Raw genomic sequence first — 23,743 nt, forward strand, 5'->3', positions numbered from 1 at the left:
CGGTACAAAAATAATTGAATGGGTTATTCCGCAATGCGGATGTAGATGTCGGCTGTTTAGAACAACTCGAATGTAGGCGTACATTCGACGACATAGGACATCAGCGATGGCTGCGTTCACTCTCAAGATCAACGGTCAGGCCCGTGAGGTCGACGTCGATCCCAACACACCTCTGCTCTGGGCAATTCGAGATGGGGCCGGTCTCACCGGCACCAAATATGGCTGCGGGGTCGCGCAATGCGGCGCCTGCACGGTCTATGTGGACGGCCAGACCGTCCGCTCGTGTTCAATGCCCGTCTCGGCCATCGGCACCAGCGAAATCACCACCATCGAAGGGCTCGACTCCAAGGAAGCCAAGGCAGTGCAGGCTGCCTGGGTCGCGCTTGACGTGCCGCAATGTGGCTACTGTCAATCCGGCCAGGTCATGAGCGCCACCGCGCTGCTTAGCGTCAATCCGACCCCCACCGACAACGATATCGATCTGGCGATGAACGGCAACATCTGCCGCTGCGCCACCTATGTCCGCATCCGCGCCGCCATTCATGGCGCCGCCAAATCGCTGGAGGGTTGAGCCATGACCGTTCATGACACCAAACTCTCCCGTCGTACGCTGCTCAAGGGCAGCGCTGGCCTCGTGCTCGGCGCCTATGTTGCGCGCGCCGACAAGCTGTTTGCGCAGGCGGCGGCAAAGCCGTCGGTCAATATCGCGCCGAACACCTTCCTGATCATCAAGCCCGACAGCACCGTCACGGTGCTGTGCAAGGGCATCGAATTCGGGCAGGGGCCGTTCACCGGCATGGCGACTTTGGTCGCCGAAGAACTCGACGCAGACTGGGCGCAGATGCGTGCCGATCACGCGCCGTCAAATCCGCAGCTCTACAAGAATCTGGCGTTCGGCATGCAGGGCACCGGTGGCTCGACCGCCATCGCCAATTCCTACATCCAGATGCGACAGGTCGGCGCCGCCGCGCGCCAGATGCTGGTCGCGGCTGCGGCCGATGCGTGGCAGGTGCCGGCGGGGGAGATTACTGTCGATAACGGTGTGATCAAGCACGCGTCAGGCCATGAAGGTCGCTTCGGCGAATTCGCCGACAAGGCGATGGCCATGCCGGTGCCTGCCGATCCGAAACTGAAGGATCCGTCGCAGTTCAGGTTGATCGGCAAGGAAGGCGTCGTGAAACGCCTCGACAGCGCCGACAAGACCAATGGCAAGGCCTTCTACACGCTCGATATCAACGAACCGGACATGCTCACGGTGGTCGTGGCGCGTTCGCCGAAATTCGGCGGCAAGGTCGCGTCCTTCGATGCGACGGCTGCGAAAGCCGTGGCTGGTGTCGTCGACGTCAAGCAGGTGTCGAATGGCGTCGCTGTCTACGCCAAGGGTTTCTGGCCCGCGAAGATGGGCCGTGACGCGCTGAAGATCACCTGGGACGACAGCAAGGCGGAGAAGCGTGGCAGCGCGGAACTGCTGCAGCAATTCCGCGGGCTGTCGAAGACGGCCGGCAAACTCGTGAAGGCCGAGGGCAAGTTCGAAGAGTCGATGGCCAAAGGTGGCCGCGTGATCGAGGTTGAATACGTCTTCCCGTATCTGGCCCATGCCGCGATGGAGCCGCTCAACGCCTATCTGAAATGGGACGGCGACACCGCCTATGCGCGCTACGGCTGCCAGTTTCCGACGCCTGACCATATGGCGATCTCCAAGGTGCTTGGGCTGCCGATCGAGAAGGTGAAGATCGACGTTCTTCTTGCCGGCGGCAGCTTCGGCCGCCGCGCCCAGCAGAGCACGCATCAGGCCATCGAGCTCGCCGAAGTCGCGAAAGCGATCGGACCGGGCAAGCCGGTCAAGCTGGTGTGGACGCGCGAGGACGATATGCGCGGTGGCTACTATCGGCCGTATTGCATCCACCGCATGCGCGGTACGGTGCGCGACGGCAAGATCGAAGCCTGGAGCGACACCATTGTCTCGCAGTCGATCATGAAGGGCTCCTTCTTCGAGTCCATGATGTTCAAGGACGGCCTCGACCCGACGTCCTATGAAGGCTCGAACGAAATCCCGTACGACGTCGAAAACTTCCGCTGCGACATGCATCAGGTCGATGTCGGCGTGCCCGTGTTGTGGTGGCGCTCGGTGGGCCACACCCATACTGGTTATGTCGTCGAAGCCTTTGTCGATGAACTGCTCGAGGCCGCCGGGAAGGATCCGATCGAAGGTCGGCTTGAACTCCTGAGCAAGAAGCCGCGCCACGCAGGGGCTCTCAAGGCTGTCGCCGAACTCGCCGACTGGAAGAACTACAAGGTGCCGGCAGGCCGCGCGCGCGGCGTTGCGGTGGTCGAGAGCTTCAACACCTTCGTCGCTCAGGTCGTCGAACTGTCCATGACCGACGATGGTCCGAAGGTGCACAAGGTGTGGTGCGCGGTGGATTGCGGCGTCGCCGTGAACCCCGACATCATCCGCGCGCAGATGGAAGGTGGCATCGGCTTCGGCCTGGGTCACATCCTCTATGCGGAACAGACGCTGGATGCCGGCGCGCCCGTGTCCGGCAATTTCGACACCTATCGTTCGCTGCGCATCAACGAGATGCCGGAGATCGAAGTGGTCATCGTGAAATCGACCGAGAAGCCATCAGGCGTCGGCGAACCCGGCGTGCCTCCGCTCGGGCCTGCCGTTGCCAACGCGCTGGCGAAACTCGGAGTGGGAAGACCGCGGCAATTGCCGATCGTACCTGGAGCCTCAGCATGAGCTTGTTCAAACATTCGATGCTGGCGCTGGTTGCCGGCGGCCTCGCGGCGGGTCTCCTCGCATTCGCGGAGCCGAGCTTCCAGGAGGCCGATGCAGCGGTCAGCAATCCGACCAAGCTGCAGTCGGTCTCGGCCTTCGCCAAGATCAAGAACAAGAACGAGCGTGCCGTGGCGCTGTTCACGGAAGCCGGCAAGGTCATCCAGTCGCCGCGCTGCATGAACTGCCATCCGGCGACAGAGCGTCCGACCCAGACTGACCGCATGCGGCCGCATATTCCGCTGGTCGTGCGCGGCGAGGGCGGCGTCGGCGCGGCCGGTGGTCTGGCTTGCGCCACCTGTCACCACGAGAACAACTTCGATGCCGCCAACGTCCCCGGCAATCCGAAGTGGGCGCTGGCGCCCATCGAGATGGCCTGGCAAGGCAAGACGCTTGGCCAGATCTGCACCCAGATCAAGGACAAGGAGCGCAATGGCGGCAAGGACATGGCCGCACTTGTGAAGCACATGGCCGAAGACGAACTGGTCGGCTGGGGCTGGCATCCCGGTGGCAACCGAACCCCGGCGCCGGGCACCCAGAAACAGTTCGGTGAACTGATCAAGGCCTGGGCCGATGCGGGAGCGGCCTGCCCGAAGGGGTGATGCAATCAAAAGTGGAGCCGGTTCAGCCGGTTCCACTTTTGCGCTCTGAGCGCCCTAAACGGCTCCCTGCAGAAAAGATGCCACATCGGCATTTCGCGCTTGGCAACACGAAAAAGACTCGTTAAACAACCGTTTCCGGGCGTGCTGGCTGGTAGCTGGCGCGTCTGTGTTCGCACTCCGACAACCCACATCGCAGGAGACTTTTCCTTTCAGGCTGTCCATATGGATCGCTCGACGGGGATGGGACGCGCGACGCGGATTTGAGGAAGGCGGGCGGGGGTCACCAATAGGCCGGATGATGGCTTATCGATGATCCTGAATCCTGTCCGAGACTGCTGGCGCCTTAGATAAACGTAAGTTTCATCAACGGCTTAATCGTAAAACTTGATGCAGCCAGCATAGACGGGTGAAGACTGGATTTCGCCCATGTCGTTTTGTGCGACATGACGCGTATTTGGTTCGAACCTCGACACCCCGCGCCAGCGCTGGTTCGCCAGGACGGTTCGGGAGGGCAGGCTATCATATCGTCTCGCCCGACGTGTCTTTAGACCACGTGTTTTAACGAGCATGTGTCTCGAGGTCAGGTTCAGGTGGGACGGTGGGTGTAACCCGGCGGTCCTATCTCGATAGAGGCCGCCAACCGGAGAGAGCTTGCTGTGGAAAGAGCGGCTAAAAAGGACGCGGTCGACGCGCTGAACGGGGTCTTCAAGACCACCAGCGTTGCGGTTGTCGCCCATTATTCCGGCCTCACCGTTGCCCAGATGCAGAACCTGCGTTCGCAGATGAAGCTGGCTGGCGCCTCGGTGAAGGTCTCGAAGAACCGTCTCGCCAAAATTGCTCTTGAAGGCACGGATGTTGCTGCCATCGGTTCCCTGTTGAAGGGCCCGACTGTGATCGCCACTTCGGACGATCCGGTAGCTGCGCCGAAGGTTGCCGTCGAATTTGCCAAGGCGAACGAGAAGTTCGTCATCCTTGGCGGCTCGATGGGTAAAACCGTCCTGAACGTCGACAGCGTCAAGGCCTTGGCCGCGCTGCCCTCGCTCGACGAACTGCGCGCGAAGATCCTCGGCCTCCTTGTGGCGCCGGCGACCAAGATCGCTCAGCTCTCGACAGCTCCCGCGGCGAAGCTCGCGCGTGTTGTTCAGGCCTATGCCTCAAAGAGCGAAGCGGCCTGACGCCCTTCGCATTCAAACCCTGGTTCGAACCAAATACGCTTAAGGAAATAGACAATGGCTGACCTACAGAAAATCGTTGACGATCTCTCGAGCCTGACCGTGCTCGAAGCTGCCGACCTCGCCAAGATGCTCGAAGAAAAGTGGGGCGTTTCGGCTGCTGCTGCTGTTGCAGTTGCTGGTCCGGCTGCTGGCGGCGGCGGTGCTGCTGCTGCTGAAGAAAAGACCGAGTTCACTGTCGTCCTGGCTTCGGCCGGCGACAAGAAGATCGAAGTCATCAAGGAAGTCCGTGCGATCACGGGTCTTGGCCTCAAGGAAGCCAAGGACCTGGTCGAAGGCGCTCCGAAGCCCGTCAAGGAAGGCGTTGCTAAGGACGAAGCCGAGAAGATCAAGGGTCAGCTCGAGAAGGCTGGCGCGAAGGTCGAACTCAAGTAAGACCCTTTATGGGTTCCATCTGGAGGGCGGCCATTTGGTCGCCCTCTGGGCCGGAACCCGATGGACTACACAGGAATGTGTGGGGATGCGCTGGGAACCACCCTCGAATCTCCATGATTGCCATCCCATATCGGGACGGCAGCACGAAAAACACGGTCTGACAGCGGAAACGGCGACGTTTCCGGTTAAGCCGTTGGGAGATGGGCAATTTTCGGGCTTTTCGGTCCGTAGCTAGACGGTTTGGACGGGCGAGATGCAGTCGGGCATCGCGCACGTCGTTTTGCGTTCTGCGATTCAAATGCTCGGGAGAGGGATTTTGTTCCTCACATTGGGCGCTGAATTCGGAGCGTTCTTGGAAATTCAACCCGGAGGCGATGGCAGTCGCGCTCTGGAAGGTTCGCCCCTTTCGGGCGACGCAATGAGAGGCCACGATGGGTCAGCAGACGTTCACAGGTCGCAAGCGCGTTCGCAAGTTCTTCGGTCATATTAAAGAAGTCGCAGAGATGCCGAACCTCATCGAGGTTCAGAAGGCGTCCTACGACCAGTTCCTGATGGTCGATGAGCCGACCGGCGGTCGCCTCGACGAAGGTCTGCAGGCTGTTTTCCGTTCGGTGTTTCCGATCTCGGATTTCTCGGGCACCTCGATGCTGGAATTCGTGCGCTACGAATTCGAGCCGCCGAAATATGACGTCGATGAGTGCCGCCAGCGCGGCATGACCTATGCTGCGCCGCTGAAGGTGACGCTGCGCCTGATCGTGTTCGATATTGACGAAGAAACCGGCGCCAAGTCCGTCAAGGACATCAAGGAGCAGGACGTCTACATGGGCGATATCCCGCTCATGACCATGAACGGCACCTTCGTCGTCAACGGCACCGAGCGCGTCATCGTCTCGCAGATGCATCGTTCGCCGGGCGTGTTCTTCGACCACGACAAGGGCAAGACCCATTCGTCGGGCAAGCTGCTGTTCGCTGCCCGCGTGATCCCGTATCGCGGTTCCTGGCTGGACATCGAGTTCGACGCCAAGGACATCGTGTTTGCGCGTATCGACCGTCGCCGCAAGATTCCGGTGACGTCGCTGATGTTCGCGCTGGGTCTGGACGGCGAAGAGATTCTCTCGACGTTCTACAAGAAGATCCAGTTCAAGAAGATCAAGGAAGGCTGGCGCGTTCCGTTCGACGCCACCCGTTTCCGTGGCTACTCCACCGTCAACGACCTGATCGATGCCGACACCGGCAAGGTCGTGCTCGAAGCCGGCAAGAAGCTCACCGTGCGCGCTGCCCGTCAGCTCGCCGAGAAGGGCCTCAAGGCGCTGCGTCTGACCGATGAAGAGTTGGTCGGCAACTATCTCGCCGAGGACCTCGTCAACGTGAAGACCGGTGAAATCTACGCCGAAGCCGGCGAGGAAATCACCGAGAAGTCGCTGAAGGCGCTGAACGAGGAGGGCTACAAGGAACTCCCGCTGCTCGACATCGACCACGTCAATATCGGTGCCTATATCCGCAACACGCTTTCAGCAGACAAGAACCTGACGCGTGAAGACGCGCTGTTCGACATCTATCGCGTGATGCGTCCGGGCGAGCCGCCGACGCTCGAATCCGCGCAGAACATGTTCCAGTCGCTGTTCTTCGACAGTGAGCGTTACGATCTCTCGGCCGTGGGCCGCGTGAAGATGAACATGCGCCTCGAACTCGACGCGCCGGACACTCATCGCACGCTGCGCAAGGAAGACATCCTGGCCGTCATCAAGACGCTGGTGGATCTGCGCGACGGCAAGGGCGAAATCGACGACATCGACCATCTCGGCAACCGCCGTGTGCGTTCGGTCGGCGAGCTGATGGAAAATCAGTATCGCGTCGGCCTGCTGCGCATGGAGCGCGCCATCAAGGAACGTATGTCGTCCGTCGACATCGACACCGTGATGCCGCAGGACCTGATCAACGCGAAGCCTGCGGCTGCCGCGGTGCGCGAGTTCTTCGGTTCGTCGCAGCTGTCGCAGTTCATGGACCAGACCAACCCGCTCTCGGAAATCACCCACAAGCGTCGTCTTTCGGCGCTTGGCCCCGGTGGTCTGACCCGCGAGCGCGCCGGCTTCGAAGTCCGCGACGTGCATCCGACCCACTATGGCCGTATCTGTCCGATTGAGACGCCGGAAGGCCCGAACATCGGTCTGATCAACTCGCTCGCCACCTTCGCGCGCGTCAACAAGTACGGTTTCGTCGAGACCCCTTACCGCAAGGTCAAGGACGGTCGCGTCACCGATGAGGTCGTGTACCTCAGCGCGATGGAAGAGGGCCGCTACTCGGTCGCGCAGGCGAACGTGTCGCTCGACGCCAAGGGCAAGTTCACCGAAGACATGATCATCTGCCGTCATGCCGGCGACGTGTTGCCGCTGCCGGCCGACAAGGTCGACTACATGGACGTGTCGCCGAAGCAGCTCGTTTCGGTCGCTGCGGCGCTGATCCCGTTCCTCGAGAACGACGACGCCAACCGCGCGCTGATGGGCTCGAACATGCAGCGTCAGGCCGTGCCTCTGGTGCGCGCCGAAGCGCCGTTCGTCGGTACCGGCATGGAAGCCGTCGTGGCCCGCGACTCCGGTGCTGCGATCGCTGCCCGCCGTTCGGGTGTCATCGACCAGATCGACGCAACCCGCGTGGTTATCCGCGCGACCGAAGATCTCGATCCGACCAAGTCGGGCGTCGATATCTATCGTCTGATGAAGTACCAGCGTTCGAACCAGTCGACCTGTATCAACCAGCGTCCGCTGGTGAAGGTTGGCGACGTCATTCGCAAGGGCGACATCATTGCCGACGGTCCGTCGACCGATCTCGGTGAACTCGCGCTCGGCCGTAACGTGCTCGTCGCGTTCATGCCGTGGAATGGCTACAACTTCGAAGACTCGATCCTCCTCTCGGAGCGGATCGTGAAGGAAGACGTCTTCACCTCGATACACATCGAGGAATTCGAAGTGATGGCCCGCGACACCAAGCTCGGCCCTGAGGAAATCACCCGCGACATTCCGAACGTGTCGGAAGAAGCGCTGAAGAACCTCGACGAAGCCGGCATCGTCTATATCGGCGCTGAAGTCCGCGCCGGCGACATCCTGGTCGGCAAGATCACGCCGAAGGGCGAAAGCCCGATGACGCCGGAAGAAAAGCTTCTGCGCGCCATCTTCGGTGAGAAGGCGTCGGACGTTCGCGACACCTCGCTCCGCGTGCCTCCGGGCGTGCAGGGCACGATCGTCGAAGTCCGCGTGTTCAACCGGCACGGCGTCGACAAGGACGAACGTGCTCTGGCGATCGAGCGGGAAGAAATCGAACGTCTCGCCAAGGACCGTGACGACGAGCAGGCCATCCTGGATCGTAACGTCTACGGCCGTCTGGCTGATCTTCTGGAGAACAAGGTCGGCATCGCCGGTCCGAAGGGCTTCAAGAAGGACGGCAAGATCACGCGCGCCGTGCTCGACGAAAATCCGCGGTCGCAGTGGTGGATGTTCGCCACCGCGAACGACAAGCTGATGACCGAAATCGAAGCGATGCGGAAGCAGTACGACGAGTCGAAGAAGGGCCTTGAACAGCGCTTCCTCGACAAGGTCGAGAAGCTGCAGCGTGGCGACGAATTGCCGCCAGGCGTGATGAAGATGGTCAAGGTCTTCGTCGCGGTGAAGCGCAAGATTCAGCCCGGCGACAAGATGGCCGGACGTCACGGCAACAAGGGCGTGGTGTCGAAGATCGTTCCGATCGAAGACATGCCGTTCCTTGAAGACGGTACGCATGCGGACATCGTGCTGAACCCGCTCGGCGTGCCTTCGCGCATGAACGTCGGTCAGATCTTGGAGACGCATCTTGGCTGGGCCTGCGCAGGCATGGGCAAGAAGATCGGTCAGACCATCGACGCCTATTACCAGAAGCAGGATCTGAAGCCGCTGCGCGACACCCTGAAGAAGGTTTACGGCGAAGACGAAGTCATCAAGTCGCTGAACGACACCGAGCTGCTTGAACTGGCGCGTAACCTGAAGCCCGGCGTGCCGATTGCGACGCCGGTGTTCGACGGTGCGAAGGAAGCCGACATCGAAGAGATGTTGAAGATGGCTGGCTTCGACGCGTCCGGTCAGTCCACCGTCTATGACGGCCGGACCGGCGACCAGTTCGATCGCAAGGTGACCGTGGGCTACATCTACATGCTCAAGCTTCACCATCTCGTGGACGACAAGATCCACGCGCGTTCGATCGGTCCGTACTCGCTCGTCACGCAGCAGCCGCTGGGTGGTAAGGCGCAGTTCGGCGGTCAGCGCTTCGGTGAAATGGAAGTGTGGGCGCTCGAGGCTTACGGCGCGGCGTACACGCTCCAGGAAATGCTGACGGTGAAGTCGGACGACGTCGCAGGCCGTACCAAGGTCTATGAGGCGATCGTGCGCGGCGACGACACGTTCGAGGCCGGTATCCCGGAATCGTTCAACGTGCTGGTCAAGGAAATGCGCTCGCTCGGCCTCAACGTCGACCTGCACAATTCCAAGCTGCCGGGGCCGACCTCCGAAGCTGCCGAGTAAGAACAAGCGTTACGCCCGGCCTGATGGCCGGGCGTCCGCACCCAGCCGGGACGTGGGGCAGGGTGTGTGGCTCTAAAGAATTTCGAATTTGCTGCTGATGGCGATCGGCACGCGAGGAGAAGACGATGAACCAAGAAATTATGAATCTCTTCAATCCGACGACTCCGGCTCAGGTCTTCGACCAGATCCGGATCTCGATTGCGTCCCCGGAGAAGATTCTGTCGTGGTCCTACGGCGAGATCAAGAAGCCGGAAACCATCAATTACCGTACCTTCAAGCCCGAGCGCGACGGCCTGTTCTGCGCCCGCATCTTCGGGCCCATCAAGGATTACGAGTGCTTGTGCGGCAAGTACAAGCGCATGAAGTACAAGGGCATCATCTGCGAGAAGTGCTCGGTCGAAGTGACCTTGTCGCGCGTCAGACGCGAGCGCATGGGCCACATCGAACTGGCCGCTCCGGTTGCGCACATCTGGTTCCTGAAGTCGCTGCCGTCGCGCATCGGCCAGTTGCTGGACATGACGCTCAAGGATCTCGAGCGCATCCTGTATTTCGAATACTACGTCGTTCTCGAGCCGGGTCTCACCGCGCTCAAGGACCGTCAGCTGCTGTCTGAAGAAGAATATCTGAAGGCGCAGGACGAATACGGCCAGGACTCGTTCACCGCGATGATCGGTGCCGAGGCGATCCGTGAACTGTTGAAGGGTCTGGAGCTCGAGAAGCTCGACGAGCAGCTGCGCGTCGAGATGAAGGAGACCGAATCCGACATCAAGCACAAGAAGCTCGCCAAGCGCCTGAAGATCGTCGAGGCCTTCCGCTATTCCGGTAACAAGCCGGAGTGGATGATCCTCACGGTGGTGCCGGTGATCCCGCCGGATCTGCGTCCGCTGGTGCCGCTGGATGGCGGCCGCTTCGCGACGTCGGATCTGAACGATCTGTATCGCCGCGTCATCAACCGTAACAACCGCTTGAAGCGTCTGATGGAGCTCCGCGCGCCGGACATCATCATCCGCAACGAAAAGCGCATGCTGCAGGAGGCCGTCGACGCACTGTTCGACAACGGCCGCCGTGGCCGTGTCATCACCGGCGCCAACAAGCGTCCGCTGAAGTCGCTGGCCGACATGCTGAAGGGCAAGCAGGGTCGTTTCCGTCAGAACCTGCTCGGCAAGCGCGTCGACTATTCGGGCCGTTCCGTCATCGTCGTCGGTCCCGAGCTGCGTCTGCATCAGTGCGGCCTGCCGAAGAAGATGGCGCTCGAACTGTTCAAGCCGTTCATCTATTCGCGTCTTGACGCCAAGGGTCTGTCCACCACGGTGAAGCAGGCGAAGAAGCTCGTTGAAAAAGAACGTCCCGAAGTCTGGGACATCCTCGACGAGGTTATTCGCGAGCATCCCGTGCTGCTGAACCGCGCGCCGACGCTGCATCGTCTGGGCATCCAGGCGTTCGAGCCGGTGCTCATCGAAGGCAAGGCGATCCAGCTGCATCCGCTGGTCTGCTCGGCCTTCAACGCCGACTTCGACGGCGACCAGATGGCCGTGCACGTTCCGCTGTCGCTTGAAGCGCAGCTGGAAGCGCGCGTCCTGATGATGTCGACCAACAACATCCTGCATCCTGCGAACGGTCAGCCGATCATCGTGCCGTCGCAGGACATCGTGCTGGGTCTGTACTACCTGTCGACCATGCGTGCGGGTCTCCCGGGCGAAAACAAGCTGTATCGTGAGATGGCGGAGATCGAGCATGCGCTGCATGCGAAGGTCATCCACCTCCACACCAAGATCAAGTACAGCTGGTCCGGTCTCGATGCGGACGGCAAGCCGGTCACGCGCATGGTGGAAACCACTGCCGGTCGTGCGATGCTCGGTCAGGTTCTGCCGAAGTCGCCGAAGATGCCCTTCGACGTCATCAACAAGCTGATGACCAAGAAGGAAATCTCGGGCGTCATCGATCAGGTCTACCGTCACTGCGGTCAGAAAGAGACCGTGATCTTCTGCGATCGCATCATGGCGCTCGGCTTCTACAACGCGTTCAAGGCCGGCATCTCGTTCGGCAAGGACGACATGGTCGTGCCGGGTTCGAAGTGGAAGATCGTCGACGCCACCCGTGCGTTCGCGAAGGACTTCGAACAGCAGTACAATGACGGTCTGATCACCCACGGTGAGAAGTACAACAAGGTCGTCGACGCCTGGTCGAAGGCGGGTGAAGAAGTCGCCAAGGAGATGATGAAAGAAATCTCCTCGGTGAAGAGGAATGCGGCGGGTGAAGAAGCCCAGATCAACTCGATCTACATGATGGCGCATTCCGGTGCCCGTGGTTCGCCGGCCCAGATGCGTCAGCTCGGTGGTATGCGCGGCCTGATGGCCAAGCCGTCGGGCGAGATCATCGAAACGCCGATCATCTCGAACTTCAAGGAAGGTCTGTCGGTTCTCGAATACTTCAACTCGACCCACGGCGCTCGTAAGGGCCTCGCGGACACCGCGTTGAAGACCGCGAACTCGGGCTACCTGACCCGCCGTCTCGTCGACGTGGCGCAGGACTGCATCATCACGCAGACCGATTGCGGCACCAATCTCGGCATCAAGATGCGCGCCATCATCGACTCCGGTTCGGTGGTCGCATCGCTGGCGTCGCGTATCCTCGGTCGTTCGGCCTGCGAAGACATTCGCGATCCCGCGACCAACAAGGTGCTGATCAAGCGCAACACGCTGATGGAAGAGAAGGACGTCGATCTTCTCCAGCAGGCCGGCATCCAGGAAGTGAAGATCCGTTCGGCTCTCACTTGCGAACTGGTCAACGGCATCTGCGGCACCTGCTACGGCCGCGATCTGGCCCGCGGCACGCCCGTCAACCACGGTGAGGCCGTCGGCGTCATCGCGGCGCAGTCGATCGGTGAGCCTGGCACGCAGCTGACGATGCGTACCTTCCACATCGGCGGCGCGGCGCAGCTCAACGAGCAGTCGGTGATCGAGTCGAACTTCGACGGCAAGATCACGATCAAGAACGAGAACATCGCCAAGAACGGCGAAGGCCACATGGTTGCAATGGTGCGCAACATGGTCATCGCCATCTCTGACGCCGATGGCACCGAGCGTGCGACGTACCGTATCCAGTACGGTGCTCGCGTTCACGTGGCCAACGGCGACATGATCAAGCGTGGCCAGCGTATCGCGGAATGGGATCCGTATTCCCGTCCGCTGCTGACCGAAGTCGACGGCACGATCGGGTTCGAGGACCTGATCGACGGCCAGTCGATTACGGAAACGCTCGACGAGTCCACCGGTATCGCCAAGCGCGTCGTTACCGATTGGCGTTCGTCGCGTGGCGGTGCGGACTTGCGTCCGGCTATCGTCATCAAGGGCAAGGACGGCAAGGTCCTCAAGCTCGCACGTGGCGGCGACGCCCGTTACATGCTATCGCCCGACGCCATTCTGTCGGTCGACGTCGATGCCAAGGTGACCTCGGGCGACATTCTTGCCCGTGTCTCGATGGAAAGCGCGAAGACGCGTGACATCACCGGCGGTCTGCCGCGGGTGGCCGAACTGTTCGAGGCGCGCAAGCCGAAAGACGCGGCGATCATCGCGGAAATCGGCGGCACCATCCGCTTTGGACGCGACTACAAGAACAAGCGTCGCATCTCGATCGAGCCGCTCGACAAGAACGAGGAGACCCGCGAGTACCTCATTCCGAAGGGCAAGCAGATCCATCTGCAGGACGGCGACATCGTCGAAAAGGGCGATTACATCGTCGAAGGCAATCCGGCGCCGCACGACATTCTGGCGATCAAGGGCATCGAGGAACTCGCTGCCTATCTGGTCAACGAAATCCAGGAAGTTTACCGGTTGCAGGGCGTGCTCATCAACGACAAGCACATCGAAGTGATTGTCCGTCAGATGCTGCAGAAGGTCGAGATTACCGATCAGGGCGAGACCGACATGATCTCGGGCGAGCAGATCGACAAGATCGAGTTCGACGCGCTGAACCTGAAGGCGAAGGAAGAAGGCAAGAAGATCGCGACCGGAAACCCTGTGCTGCTGGGCATCACCAAGGCCAGCTTGCAGACCCGTTCGTTCTTCTCGGCAGCGTCGTTCCAGGAGACCACGCGCGTGCTCACCGAAGCTGCCGTCAACGGCAAGGTGGACCCGCTCGAAGGCCTCAAGGAAAACGTCATTGTCGGCCGCCTGATCCCGGCCGGTACCGGCGCCTCGATGGCGAAGATCCGCGAAGTCGCAATGAAGCGCGACAAGATGATCCTCGACGAGCGCGAGAAGCAGGCGGCGATCGTGCCGTCGGCTCCGGAGCCCGAGCCGCTGATGCTGCCGTCGGCCGAGTAATCGGGCTGGGCAGACTTAAGAAACGAAAGGGCCGGCGCAAGCTGGCCCTTTCTCGTTTTGATCTGTTCATTCGGTTGGTAACGGAGAGCGGTCAGATGACATGCGATATTCGGCCGGCTCAAGCCGGCGATGCAGCAGGTATCAGCCGCGTCATCATCCGCGCGCTGCGCGAAACCAATGCGAAGGATTACACGCCCGATATCATCGCGCGGGTTGAACTCAGTTTCAGCCCCGCGGCTGTCGAACGATTGATCGACCAGCGCGATGTGTTCGTTGCCGAGATGGACGATCGTGTTGTCGGCACGGCGAGCCTGGATGGGCAGGCCCTGCGGACCATGTTCGTCTTGCCGGACGTGCAAGGGCGCGGCATCGGCCGTTTGCTGGTGCAGCGGATCGAGAGGGTCGCCCGCGAACGACAGCTTGCGATTTTGACGGTTCCGGCGACGGTCACCGCAGAGGCTTTTTACGCGAGACTGGGCTTCACGGCCGTTCGCGAGGCCTATCACGGTGAGGAGCGGACCATCGTCATGGAGCGTGTCTTGTCGCCGACCAACTGACTTGCCACTGCAGATCACATCAATGCCATGGAAAAGGCCGGCGAAAGCCAGCCTTTTTCGCGTGTGACGTGTATTGCAGCGCACTACATGCTTTTGTTCATCTTTCCTTCAGCTGAAAAATGTTTTCACTTGGAGGGGGTTAGCGCGAGTCGACGGGGTCGACGGGCCAGCCTTGCAGCGTCAGCGGATTCCGCTTTGGCTGGGAATACGTTACATCGACCGTTGCCGAATATTGCCGCCGGCAAACACGACGCGTGAAAGAAACCTATGCTTGATCTTGCAATTGTTGGTGGTGGTCCAGGCGGCCTGATGAGCGCCTGGTATCTCAAGAAGAAGCTCGGCGATCTATGTCGTGTCACCATCTACGAGGCGTCCGACCGCGTCGGCGGCAAGATTCTCACGCGCAAATTCGATACCGCGCCAGCCATGTACGAAGCTGGCGTTGCGGAAATCTACGATTACTCGATGACAGGGCCGGATCCGCTGCGCGAGCTGATCCAGCATTTCGGCCTGCAGACCATTCCGATGGATGCCGAGCAGGTGCAGCTGGACGGCGAGCTGCTCAACGACGTGCCGGGCATGCGCAAGAAATACGGCGCCAAGACCGCAGCCGCCATTGAAGCCTTCCGTAAGAAGTGCGCGAGCATGGTGTCGCCGATCGAATATTACGAAGGCGTCGGTTCGCACGACAACGAACACCCCTGGGCATGGATAAATGCCGAGGAGCTGCTTGATAAGGAAGTCAGCGATCCCATTGCCAAGCGCTTCCTGAAGGTGATGGCGCGCTCCGACATCGCGACCGAGACGCACAACACCAACGGCCTCAATGCGCTGAAGAACTTCGTGATGGATGTCGATGGCTATATCGGCCTCTATTCGATCCAGAACGGCAACGAGCAGCTGATCTCCTGCCTGCAGTCGGAAGTCGATGCCGACATCCGGCTCAATCACCGTGTGCTCAAGGTCGGCAAGACCGAGCAGGGCCGCTATCAGCTCGACATGATGAACGGCAAGGGGCCGGACACCCGCGATTTCGATCTCGTGGTGATGTGCCTGCCGCATTCATGGCTGGCGACCATGCGCTGGGACGGCGAGCAGCTGCGCAAGTCGATGGTCAAGCATGTCTCTTACTTCGACCGCCCGGCGCATTATCTGCGGATCTCGCTGCTGTTCGACACCCCGTTCTGGGGCGATCAGATTCCCGGTGCTTGGTTCATGTCGGAAGCCTTCGGCGGCTGCTGTGTCTATAACGAGGGCGCGCGCCACGATGTCGGCAAGCATGGCGTACTGAACTGGCTGGTGCCAGGCTCCGACGCGCTGGCCTTTGCCAATCTCACAGATGATGAGTTGATCGATGCCGCGCTGAAGTCGTTGCCGGCCTCGTTTGGCGATGCGCGTGAGCATCTGCTGGAAGGCAAGATCCATCGCTGGCTGTCGTCGGTCAACGCGATCCCCGGCGGCATGCCGGTGCGCGACGTCATGACCAATCACCGGCCGGAGCCGAAGGATCATCCGGGGCTCGTCGTGGTCGGCGATTATCTGTTCGACTCCACGCTGAACGGTCTGCTCGACTCCTCCGATGCCGCCACCGACATCATCCTCACCGAGATGATGCGCCTGCGCCGTGCGCAGGGTCAGAATGGCACGACGATCTCCGACAAGATCGATCGCGACTATTTCCAGAACTATCGCGGTGTCGGTCCTTATAGCGAGGTCTGGAGCCAGTTCACCGATCCGGCGTATCTGACAAATCTCATCAAAATCGTCTGGGGCCGCGCCAAGGGCTACAAGCTGCTGGTCGCGGGCTCGGCATCAGGCGAACTGGTCGGCGCGCTGCGTGCCAGGGGGATCGACGCCTGGGGTGTCGAGAACAACAAGGCGATCCACGCCAGGACGCCAAAGGCGCTGCAGAAGTTCAACAAACTCGGATCGATCACCGATCTGCCCTTCAAGGCCGGGCAGTTCGATTTCGTATTCGAGACCAGCCTGTGTCACGTGAGCGACAAGCAGGTGGTGACGGCCGTGCAGGAGCTCAACCGCGTCGTGAAGACCGGCCTCGTGTTCGGCTCGGTCACGTCCGACATGGCGCCGGCGGTGATCGATCGCTATGACCTGCTGCGCGGCGTCAAGAAGCTCGGCACCTGGTGGGAATGGTCGGAACTGTTCTTCGGCAACGGCTTCGACCTGTCGATGCATCGCCGCGACTGCACCGAGGCGGTGTGGGAAGCGACACTGGCCGCCGGCAAGGGGCCGGGCCACTGGTATGCCGACGCGGACAGCCTGCGTTACTCGTTCTTCGACAAGGTCGATGCCGAGGATTGATCTTTGGCGTCGGCCTTCGGTTGCTTTGCCGAGGACATTCTGATCGCATAGGATCATTGCCGTGGCTGTCCGGGCCGCTTCATTGATTCTTGCGGTCGAAGGACCGTGCAGCAACGGTTCGTTCCATGGCGTCGAAGCCACCTCCCAAACCTCCATCTGACGACAAGAACGCGGCCGAGCCGGCCACGCCGCTCGATGACAAGTTTGCGCTCCCGGTTGGCGCCGCCGCTGCTTCGGTTCCCAGCACGAAACCGCCGGCTGTCGAGAAGACGGCAAAAGCCAAGCCTGCCGTCGATGATGACGACGAGGATGAAGACGACGAGCTCGATGACGATGATGACGAGGAACTCGTCGTCTTCACCGCGCGCGAGGCCGCCGGCGCATTCGGAACGGTCTATCGTTTCACGCGGCCATTGCTCGGCAAGTACCGCAAGCTGCTTGGCTTCGTTGGCTTCGGCGTTCTGGTCGAGACGCTGTTCAACGTCATCATGCCGCTCAGCCTCAAATATCTGATCGACGACGCGCTCGGCGAGGAAGATTTCGACGCGCTGTTCAAGATCCTGTCGGTGCTGGCCGTCGCCGGCATTGTCACGTCGATCGTTGCGATCTGGTATGAGCGTTGGGACGCCAAACTGGCAGCCTCGATCATCGCGGACGTCCGCTCGCGCCTGTTCGATCACGTGCAGGATCTGCCGTCGGCCTATTTCGCCCGCACCAAGCGCGGCGAGATACTGTCCCGCTTCTCGATCGATCTGTCGTCTTTCGAGACGGCCATCAAGAGTTTCGCCAACAGCGCATTGCTGCCGTTCCTCGAACTGATCGCCGGCATCGGGCTGATGCTGTATCTGAACTGGCAGCTTGCCGCTGTCGCGCTATTGATTTTCCCGATCACACTGATCGGCCCGCGCATCCTGACGCCGAAGGCCGTGCAGGCCAATTACGACCAGAAGCTCAGCGAAGCTTCAGTGCTCGGCATGGTGCAGGAGAACATCGCGGCACAGGCGGTGATCAAGGCCTTCAGCCTGCAGCGCCGTACCATGGGCTGGTTCCGGCTGCGCAACAACGAAACGCGCGACAGGATCGCGGCGGCGACCTTCCTGTCGACCATGGTCGAGCGCTCGGTCACCGTCTCGGTATTGCTGCTGCATTTGGTGGTTCTGGCGATCGGCGCCTATCTCGCCACCAAGGGGCAGATCACTGTCGGTACCTTCGTCACCTTCGAAAGCGCGTTCTGGGAGGTGTCCTACAACATCGCCCATGTCATGCATTTCATCCCGGTGTCGATCCAGGCGGCCGCGGCCGTGCGGCACATGGAGGAGATGCTCGATGAGCCCACCCGCGGTGCCGACAAGCCCGGCTCACCGGAGCTGCCGCGCATCGTCAACGACATCACGTTCGATCGCGTCTCGTTCAAGTATGAGAACAGCCAGCAGCCGGTGCTCGACAATCTCAGCCTCAAGATCAATGTCGGTAAGACCGTCGCCATTGTCGGTCCGTCCGGTTCCGGCAAGAGCACGTTGCTGAACCTGATCCTGCGGCTCTATATGCCTGACGAGGGCAGGGTGACCATTGACGGCGTCGATATCCGCAAGATCACGCGCGAGTCCCTACGCGGACACATGGCCGTGGTGTTCCAGGAGAACATGCTGTTCAACATGTCGATCCGCGAGAACATCCGGCTCGGCAAGGAAGGCGCCACCGACGAGGAAGTCGAGCAGGCGGCGCGCAAGGCCGAGATCCATCGCTACATCATGAGCCTTCCGGACAAATACGACACCCAGGTTGGCGAGCGCGGCGATACGCTATCCGGCGGCCAACGCCAGCGCATTGCGATCGCGCGGGCCGTCGTCCGCAATCCGTCGGTGCTCCTGCTGGATGAGGCGACATCGGCCCTCGACCAGACAACCGAGGCGGCGCTCAACAAGACGCTGTTCAAACTCGCCAAGGGCCGTACCCTGATTTCGTCGACGCACCGGCTGGCCGCCGTGGTGGATATGGACGAAATCATCGTCATCAATGGCGGCAAGGCGATCGAGCGCGGCTCGCACAAGGAGCTGCTGGCGCTGAACGGTACCTATCGCCAGCTCTGGGACGACCAGCGGCACAGGTCATCTGCTAACGACGATGATGATGACGAGGATGACGACGAGTGAGCGCATCTGAAGATGTGTGAGGCGGTCATCCCGCCATTCGCAGCAAGCCCGCCGCGAGCTGGCGGAAAACCTCGACAGCTTTCGTAAGGACCGCGTGGGGATCATCCGCGGCAGCGATCCAGAGGGCGGCGTTGAGCGCCGCGCCATTGATCAGGCGGGCCGCTGCTTCGGCATCGACAGGCTTGACCGTTCCATCGTCGATCAGCCGTTGAATCGCCTGTGTTGTCGTGCGCAGACACGCCGTCTGGTTCGGCCATTGCGAGGGATCGCCGAGCACGGCGGGGCCATCCAGCAGCATGATGCGCTGGATCTCCGGCTCGAGGGACATTTCGATATAGGCGACGCCCTCGTTGAGAAACCCGTCCCATGCGGTGTCCGCCTGACCGCGGGCAGCGCGCATGCGCGCCAACATTTCCGCGTCGATCTGGTCGATGACGGCCTGCAGCAAACCCTTTTTGTCGCCGAAGTTGTGATAGAGCGCGCCGCGCGTCAGGCCGGCTTCGGCGGTCAGATCGTCCATCGATGCCGCAGCATAGCCTTTGGCGGCGAAAGCCGTCCTGGCTGCCCGGATGAGTTTGGCCCGGGTTTCCTCCACCATTTCCGCTCGTCGTCTCGCGACCACTGTCATCTCCGCAAAATAACATACGCGCTGTATGTGTATTGACATACGTGGCGTATGTCAGATTATGCTGACATACGGGGCGTATATAATCTCTGAACAAGGACTGACACCATGACCAAACGCGACGCGATTTTCCCGGCCGGCCGGCAGGCGCTTTACGAGATCAACCGGTATTCGGCGGCGATACGATCGGGCGACCTCTTGTTTGTCTCCGGCCAGGTTGGCAGCCGGGAAGACGGCTCGCCGGAGCCGGTCTTCGAAAAGCAGGTCCAGCTGGCATTCGATAACCTCGCGGCCGTGCTGAAGGCTGCAGGTTGCACATTCGACGACGTGGTCGACGTCACCACCTTCCACACCGACCCGGCCACCCAGTTCGCGGCGGTCAATGCCGTCCGATTGGCCGTGATCGGTGAACCGCCTTACCCGAACTGGACCGCGGTCGGGGTCAACTGGCTCGCGGGCTTCGATTTCGAGATCAAGGTCATCGCACGCCTCCCTGCATCCGCCTGATTGGCCGACCGTGGGCGTCGAATGAGCGGCGGCGTACCGCTCCACTCGACGCTCCGGTAATATTTGCTGCTGATCGGCGCTGCCCGGTGTGCCGATTCGGGACGCGATACGGCTTGCGTCGGATGCGAGTCGGCGGGGCAGGGCGCAAAAATTCCGCAACCCAGGCGATTCTCTTTCATCAAACTGCAACGAATCCGAGTCGCAGATTCTTTCGTGGATGACATGGCGGGCGTCGAAATCGCGTATGTTCTGTCATGATCCACATGCTAGAAGATGCAGTGCGAGAAGCGTTTCTTTCATCGCGCTTTGTTGTTGACTTGGGTATCCCCTGCGGATACAACCCGGCCATTCAACGACAGGCGGTGAGCTTCGCCAGTGTCGGAACGGATCACCCAATCGGCTTTTCGGAGTTAATCGGGCACCAACCTCGACCAAGAAGCTCAAACGCTGTCGCTATATCAAGGCAATGCCAAAACGACGTTTGTCTCCTGAGAGACTTCTCTCTTGAGATTAAATTCGAATGCATGACCTCGGTGCAGACCTAAAGACGTAAGTCTGGCGGTCATGATCGCGGTCCTCTGTGGCGTTAAGCGCTTTCCGTTCAGCAATGAATGGTTGGCGTGATTTCGTTTTGCGTGAAGCTTTTCACGTGATGCGAACCGTGGGGCAGGTTGCTCCGAGTGATTTTGAGGAAGCCGTTACGGCTTCGAGCGAACTAAAGGGTGAAGGCTGACATGCCGACGATCAACCAGCTGATCGCTACTCCGCGCGCAATTCAGAAGTCGCGCAAGAAGGTTCCTGCGCTGCAGCAGTCGCCGCAGAAGCGCGGCGTTTGCACGCGCGTCTACACGACGACTCCGAAGAAGCCGAACTCGGCGCTTCGTAAGGTTGCCAAGGTGCGTCTGACCAATGGCTTCGAAGTCATCGGTTACATTCCGGGTGAAGGTCATAACCTTCAGGAGCACTCCGTGGTCATGATCCGCGGCGGTCGCGTCAAGGATTTGCCCGGCGTGCGTTACCACATTCTCCGCGGCGTGCTGGATACCCAGGGCGTCAAGAACCGTAAGCAGCGTCGTTCGAAGTACGGCGCGAAGCGTCCGAAGTAAGCCGGGGTCTGATCGATGTCTCGTCGCCATTCAGCTGAAAAGCGTGAAGTTAACCCGGATCCGAAGTTCGGGAACGTCATCGTCACCAAGTTCATGAATTCGATCATGTATGACGGCAAGAAGTCTGCCGCCGAAACCATCGTTTACGGTGCTTTCGAAATGATCGAAGCGAAGACCAAGCAGGGTCCGCTCGGCGTGTTCGAGCAGGCTCTGGAAAATGTGATGCCGACGATCGAAGTTCGTTCGCGTCGCGTCGGTGGTGCCACCTATCAGGTGCCGGTTGAAGTCCGCAGCATTCGGCGCCAGGCGCTGGGCATTCGCTGGCTGATCACCGCTGCGCGCGCTCGCAACGAGAAGACCATGACCGAGCGTCTTTCGGCTGAGCTGCTCGATGCGTCGAACAACCGTGGTAACGCCGTGAAGAAGCGGGAAGACGTGCACAAGATGGCGGAAGCCAACCGTGCATTCTCGCATTATCGCTGGTAACGGCGAAACTCCGGAATTTAAGGAACATCCCATGCCTCGCGTACATGCCATTGAGGACTACCGTAACTTCGGTATCATGGCGCATATCGATGCCGGTAAGACGACAACGACCGAGCGCATCCTCTATTACACTGGCAAGAGCCACAAAATCGGCGAAGTGCACGAAGGTGCCGCGACGATGGATTGGATGGAGCAGGAGCAGGAGCGTGGCATCACCATCACGTCCGCTGCCACCACTGCATTCTGGAACGGCCATCGCCTGAACATCATCGACACCCCCGGCCACGTCGACTTCACGATTGAAGTCGAGCGTTCGTTGCGCGTGCTCGACGGCGCCGTGTGCGTTCTCGACTCCAACCAGGGCGTCGAGCCGCAGACCGAAACCGTCTGGCGTCAGGGCGACAAGTACAAGGTTCCGCGGATCGTTTTCGCGAACAAGATGGATAAGACCGGCGCTGACTTCTACAAGTGCCTGCAGGACATCATCGACCGTCTCGGCGCGAAGCCCGTTGCGATCCAGCTGCCGATCGGCGCTGAGAACGACTTCGTCGGCATGGTCGATCTCGTGATCATGAAGGCCTATATCTGGAACAACGAGGCCCTCGGCGCGAAGTACGAGACCGTCGACATTCCGGCTGACCTGGTCGAGAAGGCCAAGGAATATCGCGAGAAGCTGCTCGAAGCCGCCGTCGAACTCGACGATGAGGCGATGACTGCTTACCTCGACGGCACCGAGCCGGACGAGGCGACCCTCAAGCGTCTGATCCGTAAGGCCGTGCTGACTGGCGCGTTCTACCCGGTTCTCTGCGGCTCGGCCTTCAAGAACAAGGGCGTGCAGCCTCTGCTCGACGCGGTTGTCGATTATCTGCCGTCGCCGGTTGACGTTCCTGCCATCAAGGGCACGGACGAAGACGGCAACGAGATCCTCCGCAAGGCGGACGATAAGGAGCCGCTGGCTCTGCTCGCATTCAAGATCATGGACGATCCGTTCGTCGGCACCATCACGTTCTGCCGCATCTATTCGGGTGTTCTGCAGAGCGGCACCGGTGTCGTGAACTCGACCCGTGAGAAGAAAGAACGTATCGGCCGCATGCTGCTGATGCATGCGAACAACCGCGAAGACATCAAGGAAGCCTTTGCCGGCGACATCGTCGCTCTGGCTGGCCTCAAGGAAGCCCGCACCGGTGACACGCTTTGCGATCCGGACAAGCAGGTCATTCTCGAGCGCATGGAATTCCCGGAGCCGGTGATCGAAATCGCGATCGAGCCGAAGTCCAAGGCCGACCAGGAAAAGCTGGGCGTCGCTCTGGCGAAGCTCGCTGCAGAAGATCCGTCGTTCCGCGTGTCGACCGACCACGAGTCCGGCCAGACCATCCTGAAGGGCATGGGCGAACTCCATCTCGACATCAAGGTCGACATTCTGCGCCGTACCTACAAGGTCGATGCGAATATCGGCGCACCGCAGGTGGCGTTCCGTGAGAAGATCACGAAGCGCGCTGAGGTCGACTACACCCATAAGAAGCAGACCGGTGGTACTGGCCAGTTCGCCCGCGTCAAGTTCGTGGTCGAGCCGGGCGAGCCGGGTTCGGGCTTCGTGTTCGAATCCAAGGTCGTCGGTGGTTCGGTTCCGAAGGAATACATCCCAGGCGTCGAAAAGGGTCTCAACAGCGTCATGACCTCGGGCGTGGTCGCGGGCTTCCCCGTGGTCGACGTTCATGTCCAGCTGGTTGACGGCGCCTATCACGACGTCGACTCGTCGGCACTGGCCTTCGAAATTGCTTCGCGCGCGGCACTCCGCGACGCGCTGCAGAAGGGCAAGTCCGTTCTGCTCGAGCCGATCATGAAGGTCGAATGCGTGACCCCGGAAGACTACACCGGTTCGGTCATCGGCGACTTGAACTCGCGGCGCGGTCAGATCCAGGGTCAGGACATGCGCGGCAACGCCAACGTCATCAACGCGATGGTGCCGCTCATGAACATGTTCGGTTACGTGAACACGCTGCGCTCGATGAGCCAGGGTCGTGCAACGTTCTCGATGTCATTCGATCACTACGCGGAAGCGCCGGCCAATGTGTCGGCAGAAGTCCAGAAGAAGTTTGCCTGATTGTCGTTAGCGACAGTTGACGACTA

General features: G+C 60.6%; 15 protein-coding genes. 14 read left to right on the forward strand and 1 reads right to left on the reverse strand.

Annotated elements, in window-relative coordinates:
* The first annotated feature begins 106 nt into the window (after positions 1–106).
* The 10 genes from AB8A23_RS16860 (at position 107) to AB8A23_RS16905 (ending at position 18,889) form a co-directional block, all read left to right on the forward strand.
* Entirely contained in the window at positions 107–571 is a 465-nt protein-coding gene (locus AB8A23_RS16860; RefSeq protein WP_175365586.1) for a (2Fe-2S)-binding protein, read from the forward strand.
* Between the two features lie 3 nt (positions 572–574).
* The gene (locus tag AB8A23_RS16865) at positions 575–2,740 is read left to right on the forward strand and encodes a xanthine dehydrogenase family protein molybdopterin-binding subunit (protein ID WP_089268277.1); all 2,166 of its coding nucleotides are present in this window, start codon (positions 575–577) and stop codon (positions 2,738–2,740) included.
* Positions 2,737–3,378: an Isoquinoline 1-oxidoreductase subunit gene (locus AB8A23_RS16870; protein ID WP_231080285.1), complete on the forward strand. Its 642-nt coding sequence runs from the start codon at positions 2,737–2,739 to the stop codon at positions 3,376–3,378. The genes AB8A23_RS16865 and AB8A23_RS16870 overlap by 4 nt, the downstream gene beginning before the upstream one ends.
* Before the next feature lie 656 nt (positions 3,379–4,034).
* Positions 4,035–4,553 carry a 50S ribosomal protein L10 gene (gene rplJ / locus AB8A23_RS16875; protein ID WP_089268275.1) on the forward strand — a complete coding sequence of 173 codons (519 nt, stop codon included), beginning with the start codon at positions 4,035–4,037 and terminating at the stop codon, positions 4,551–4,553.
* A 54-nt stretch (positions 4,554–4,607) separates the two neighbouring features.
* A complete protein-coding gene (gene rplL / locus AB8A23_RS16880; protein ID WP_089268274.1) occupies positions 4,608–4,985 on the forward strand; it encodes a 50S ribosomal protein L7/L12 in 378 nt (125 codons plus the stop codon).
* Between the two features lie 431 nt (positions 4,986–5,416).
* Positions 5,417–9,532: a DNA-directed RNA polymerase subunit beta gene (gene rpoB, locus AB8A23_RS16885; protein WP_120286934.1), complete on the forward strand. Its 4,116-nt coding sequence runs from the start codon at positions 5,417–5,419 to the stop codon at positions 9,530–9,532.
* 125 nt (positions 9,533–9,657) lie between these two features.
* Positions 9,658–13,857 (forward strand): DNA-directed RNA polymerase subunit beta', encoded by a 4,200-nt coding sequence (gene rpoC, locus AB8A23_RS16890; protein ID WP_089268272.1) that lies wholly within the window; start codon positions 9,658–9,660, stop codon positions 13,855–13,857.
* Between the two features lie 95 nt (positions 13,858–13,952).
* Entirely contained in the window at positions 13,953–14,414 is a 462-nt protein-coding gene (locus AB8A23_RS16895; protein ID WP_439058858.1) for a GNAT family N-acetyltransferase, read from the forward strand.
* A 267-nt stretch (positions 14,415–14,681) separates the two neighbouring features.
* Positions 14,682–16,736, forward strand: a complete 2,055-nt coding sequence (locus AB8A23_RS16900) for an FAD-dependent oxidoreductase (RefSeq protein WP_439058856.1) — start codon at positions 14,682–14,684, stop codon at positions 16,734–16,736.
* 125 nt (positions 16,737–16,861) lie between these two features.
* Positions 16,862–18,889 carry an ABC transporter ATP-binding protein gene (locus tag AB8A23_RS16905; RefSeq protein WP_439058854.1) on the forward strand — a complete coding sequence of 676 codons (2,028 nt, stop codon included), beginning with the start codon at positions 16,862–16,864 and terminating at the stop codon, positions 18,887–18,889.
* Between the two features lie 25 nt (positions 18,890–18,914).
* Here AB8A23_RS16905 and AB8A23_RS16910 read toward each other — a convergent pair whose 3' ends face one another.
* Positions 18,915–19,487, reverse strand: a complete 573-nt coding sequence (locus AB8A23_RS16910) for a TetR/AcrR family transcriptional regulator (RefSeq protein ID WP_439058852.1) — start codon at positions 19,485–19,487, stop codon at positions 18,915–18,917.
* Positions 19,488–19,622: 135 nt separating this feature from the next.
* Here AB8A23_RS16910 and AB8A23_RS16915 point away from each other — a divergent pair, with 135 nt between their 5' ends.
* From AB8A23_RS16915 to fusA, 4 genes are all read left to right on the forward strand, one after another.
* Positions 19,623–20,021, forward strand: a complete 399-nt coding sequence (locus AB8A23_RS16915; RefSeq protein WP_175365590.1) for a RidA family protein — start codon at positions 19,623–19,625, stop codon at positions 20,019–20,021.
* Between the two features lie 734 nt (positions 20,022–20,755).
* Entirely contained in the window at positions 20,756–21,127 is a 372-nt protein-coding gene (gene rpsL, locus AB8A23_RS16920) for a 30S ribosomal protein S12 (protein ID WP_068731626.1), read from the forward strand.
* A gap of 15 nt (positions 21,128–21,142) precedes the next feature.
* A complete protein-coding gene (rpsG, locus tag AB8A23_RS16925) occupies positions 21,143–21,613 on the forward strand; it encodes a 30S ribosomal protein S7 (protein ID WP_068731502.1) in 471 nt (156 codons plus the stop codon).
* 31 nt (positions 21,614–21,644) lie between these two features.
* Complete coding sequence (fusA, locus tag AB8A23_RS16930) at positions 21,645–23,717, forward strand: elongation factor G (protein WP_089268268.1); 2,073 nt, start codon at positions 21,645–21,647, stop codon at positions 23,715–23,717.
* Positions 23,718–23,743: the final 26 nt, after the last annotated feature.

Source organism: Tardiphaga sp. 619_E2_N8_4 (assembly GCF_051810905.1).
Lineage (GTDB): Bacteria > Pseudomonadota > Alphaproteobacteria > Rhizobiales > Xanthobacteraceae > Tardiphaga > Tardiphaga robiniae.

Bases quoted from the DNA above. Each gene is read 5' to 3' on its own strand.
- AB8A23_RS16860 (WP_175365586.1), top strand. From the start codon at position 107: ATGGCTGCGTTCACTCTCAAGATCAACGGTCAGGCCCGTGAGGTCGAC.
- AB8A23_RS16865 (WP_089268277.1), top strand. From the start codon at position 575: ATGACCGTTCATGACACCAAACTCTCCCGTCGTACGCTGCTCAAGGGC.
- AB8A23_RS16870 (WP_231080285.1), top strand. From the start codon at position 2,737: ATGAGCTTGTTCAAACATTCGATGCTGGCGCTGGTTGCCGGCGGCCTC.
- rplL (WP_089268274.1), top strand. From the start codon at position 4,608: ATGGCTGACCTACAGAAAATCGTTGACGATCTCTCGAGCCTGACCGTG.
- rpoB (WP_120286934.1), top strand. From the start codon at position 5,417: ATGGGTCAGCAGACGTTCACAGGTCGCAAGCGCGTTCGCAAGTTCTTC.
- rpoC (WP_089268272.1), top strand. From the start codon at position 9,658: ATGAACCAAGAAATTATGAATCTCTTCAATCCGACGACTCCGGCTCAG.
- AB8A23_RS16895 (WP_439058858.1), top strand. From the start codon at position 13,953: ATGACATGCGATATTCGGCCGGCTCAAGCCGGCGATGCAGCAGGTATC.
- AB8A23_RS16900 (WP_439058856.1), top strand. From the start codon at position 14,682: ATGCTTGATCTTGCAATTGTTGGTGGTGGTCCAGGCGGCCTGATGAGC.
- AB8A23_RS16905 (WP_439058854.1), top strand. From the start codon at position 16,862: ATGGCGTCGAAGCCACCTCCCAAACCTCCATCTGACGACAAGAACGCG.
- AB8A23_RS16910 (WP_439058852.1), bottom strand. From the start codon at position 19,487: ATGGTGGAGGAAACCCGGGCCAAACTCATCCGGGCAGCCAGGACGGCT.
- AB8A23_RS16915 (WP_175365590.1), top strand. From the start codon at position 19,623: ATGACCAAACGCGACGCGATTTTCCCGGCCGGCCGGCAGGCGCTTTAC.
- rpsL (WP_068731626.1), top strand. From the start codon at position 20,756: ATGCCGACGATCAACCAGCTGATCGCTACTCCGCGCGCAATTCAGAAG.
- rpsG (WP_068731502.1), top strand. From the start codon at position 21,143: ATGTCTCGTCGCCATTCAGCTGAAAAGCGTGAAGTTAACCCGGATCCG.
- fusA (WP_089268268.1), top strand. From the start codon at position 21,645: ATGCCTCGCGTACATGCCATTGAGGACTACCGTAACTTCGGTATCATG.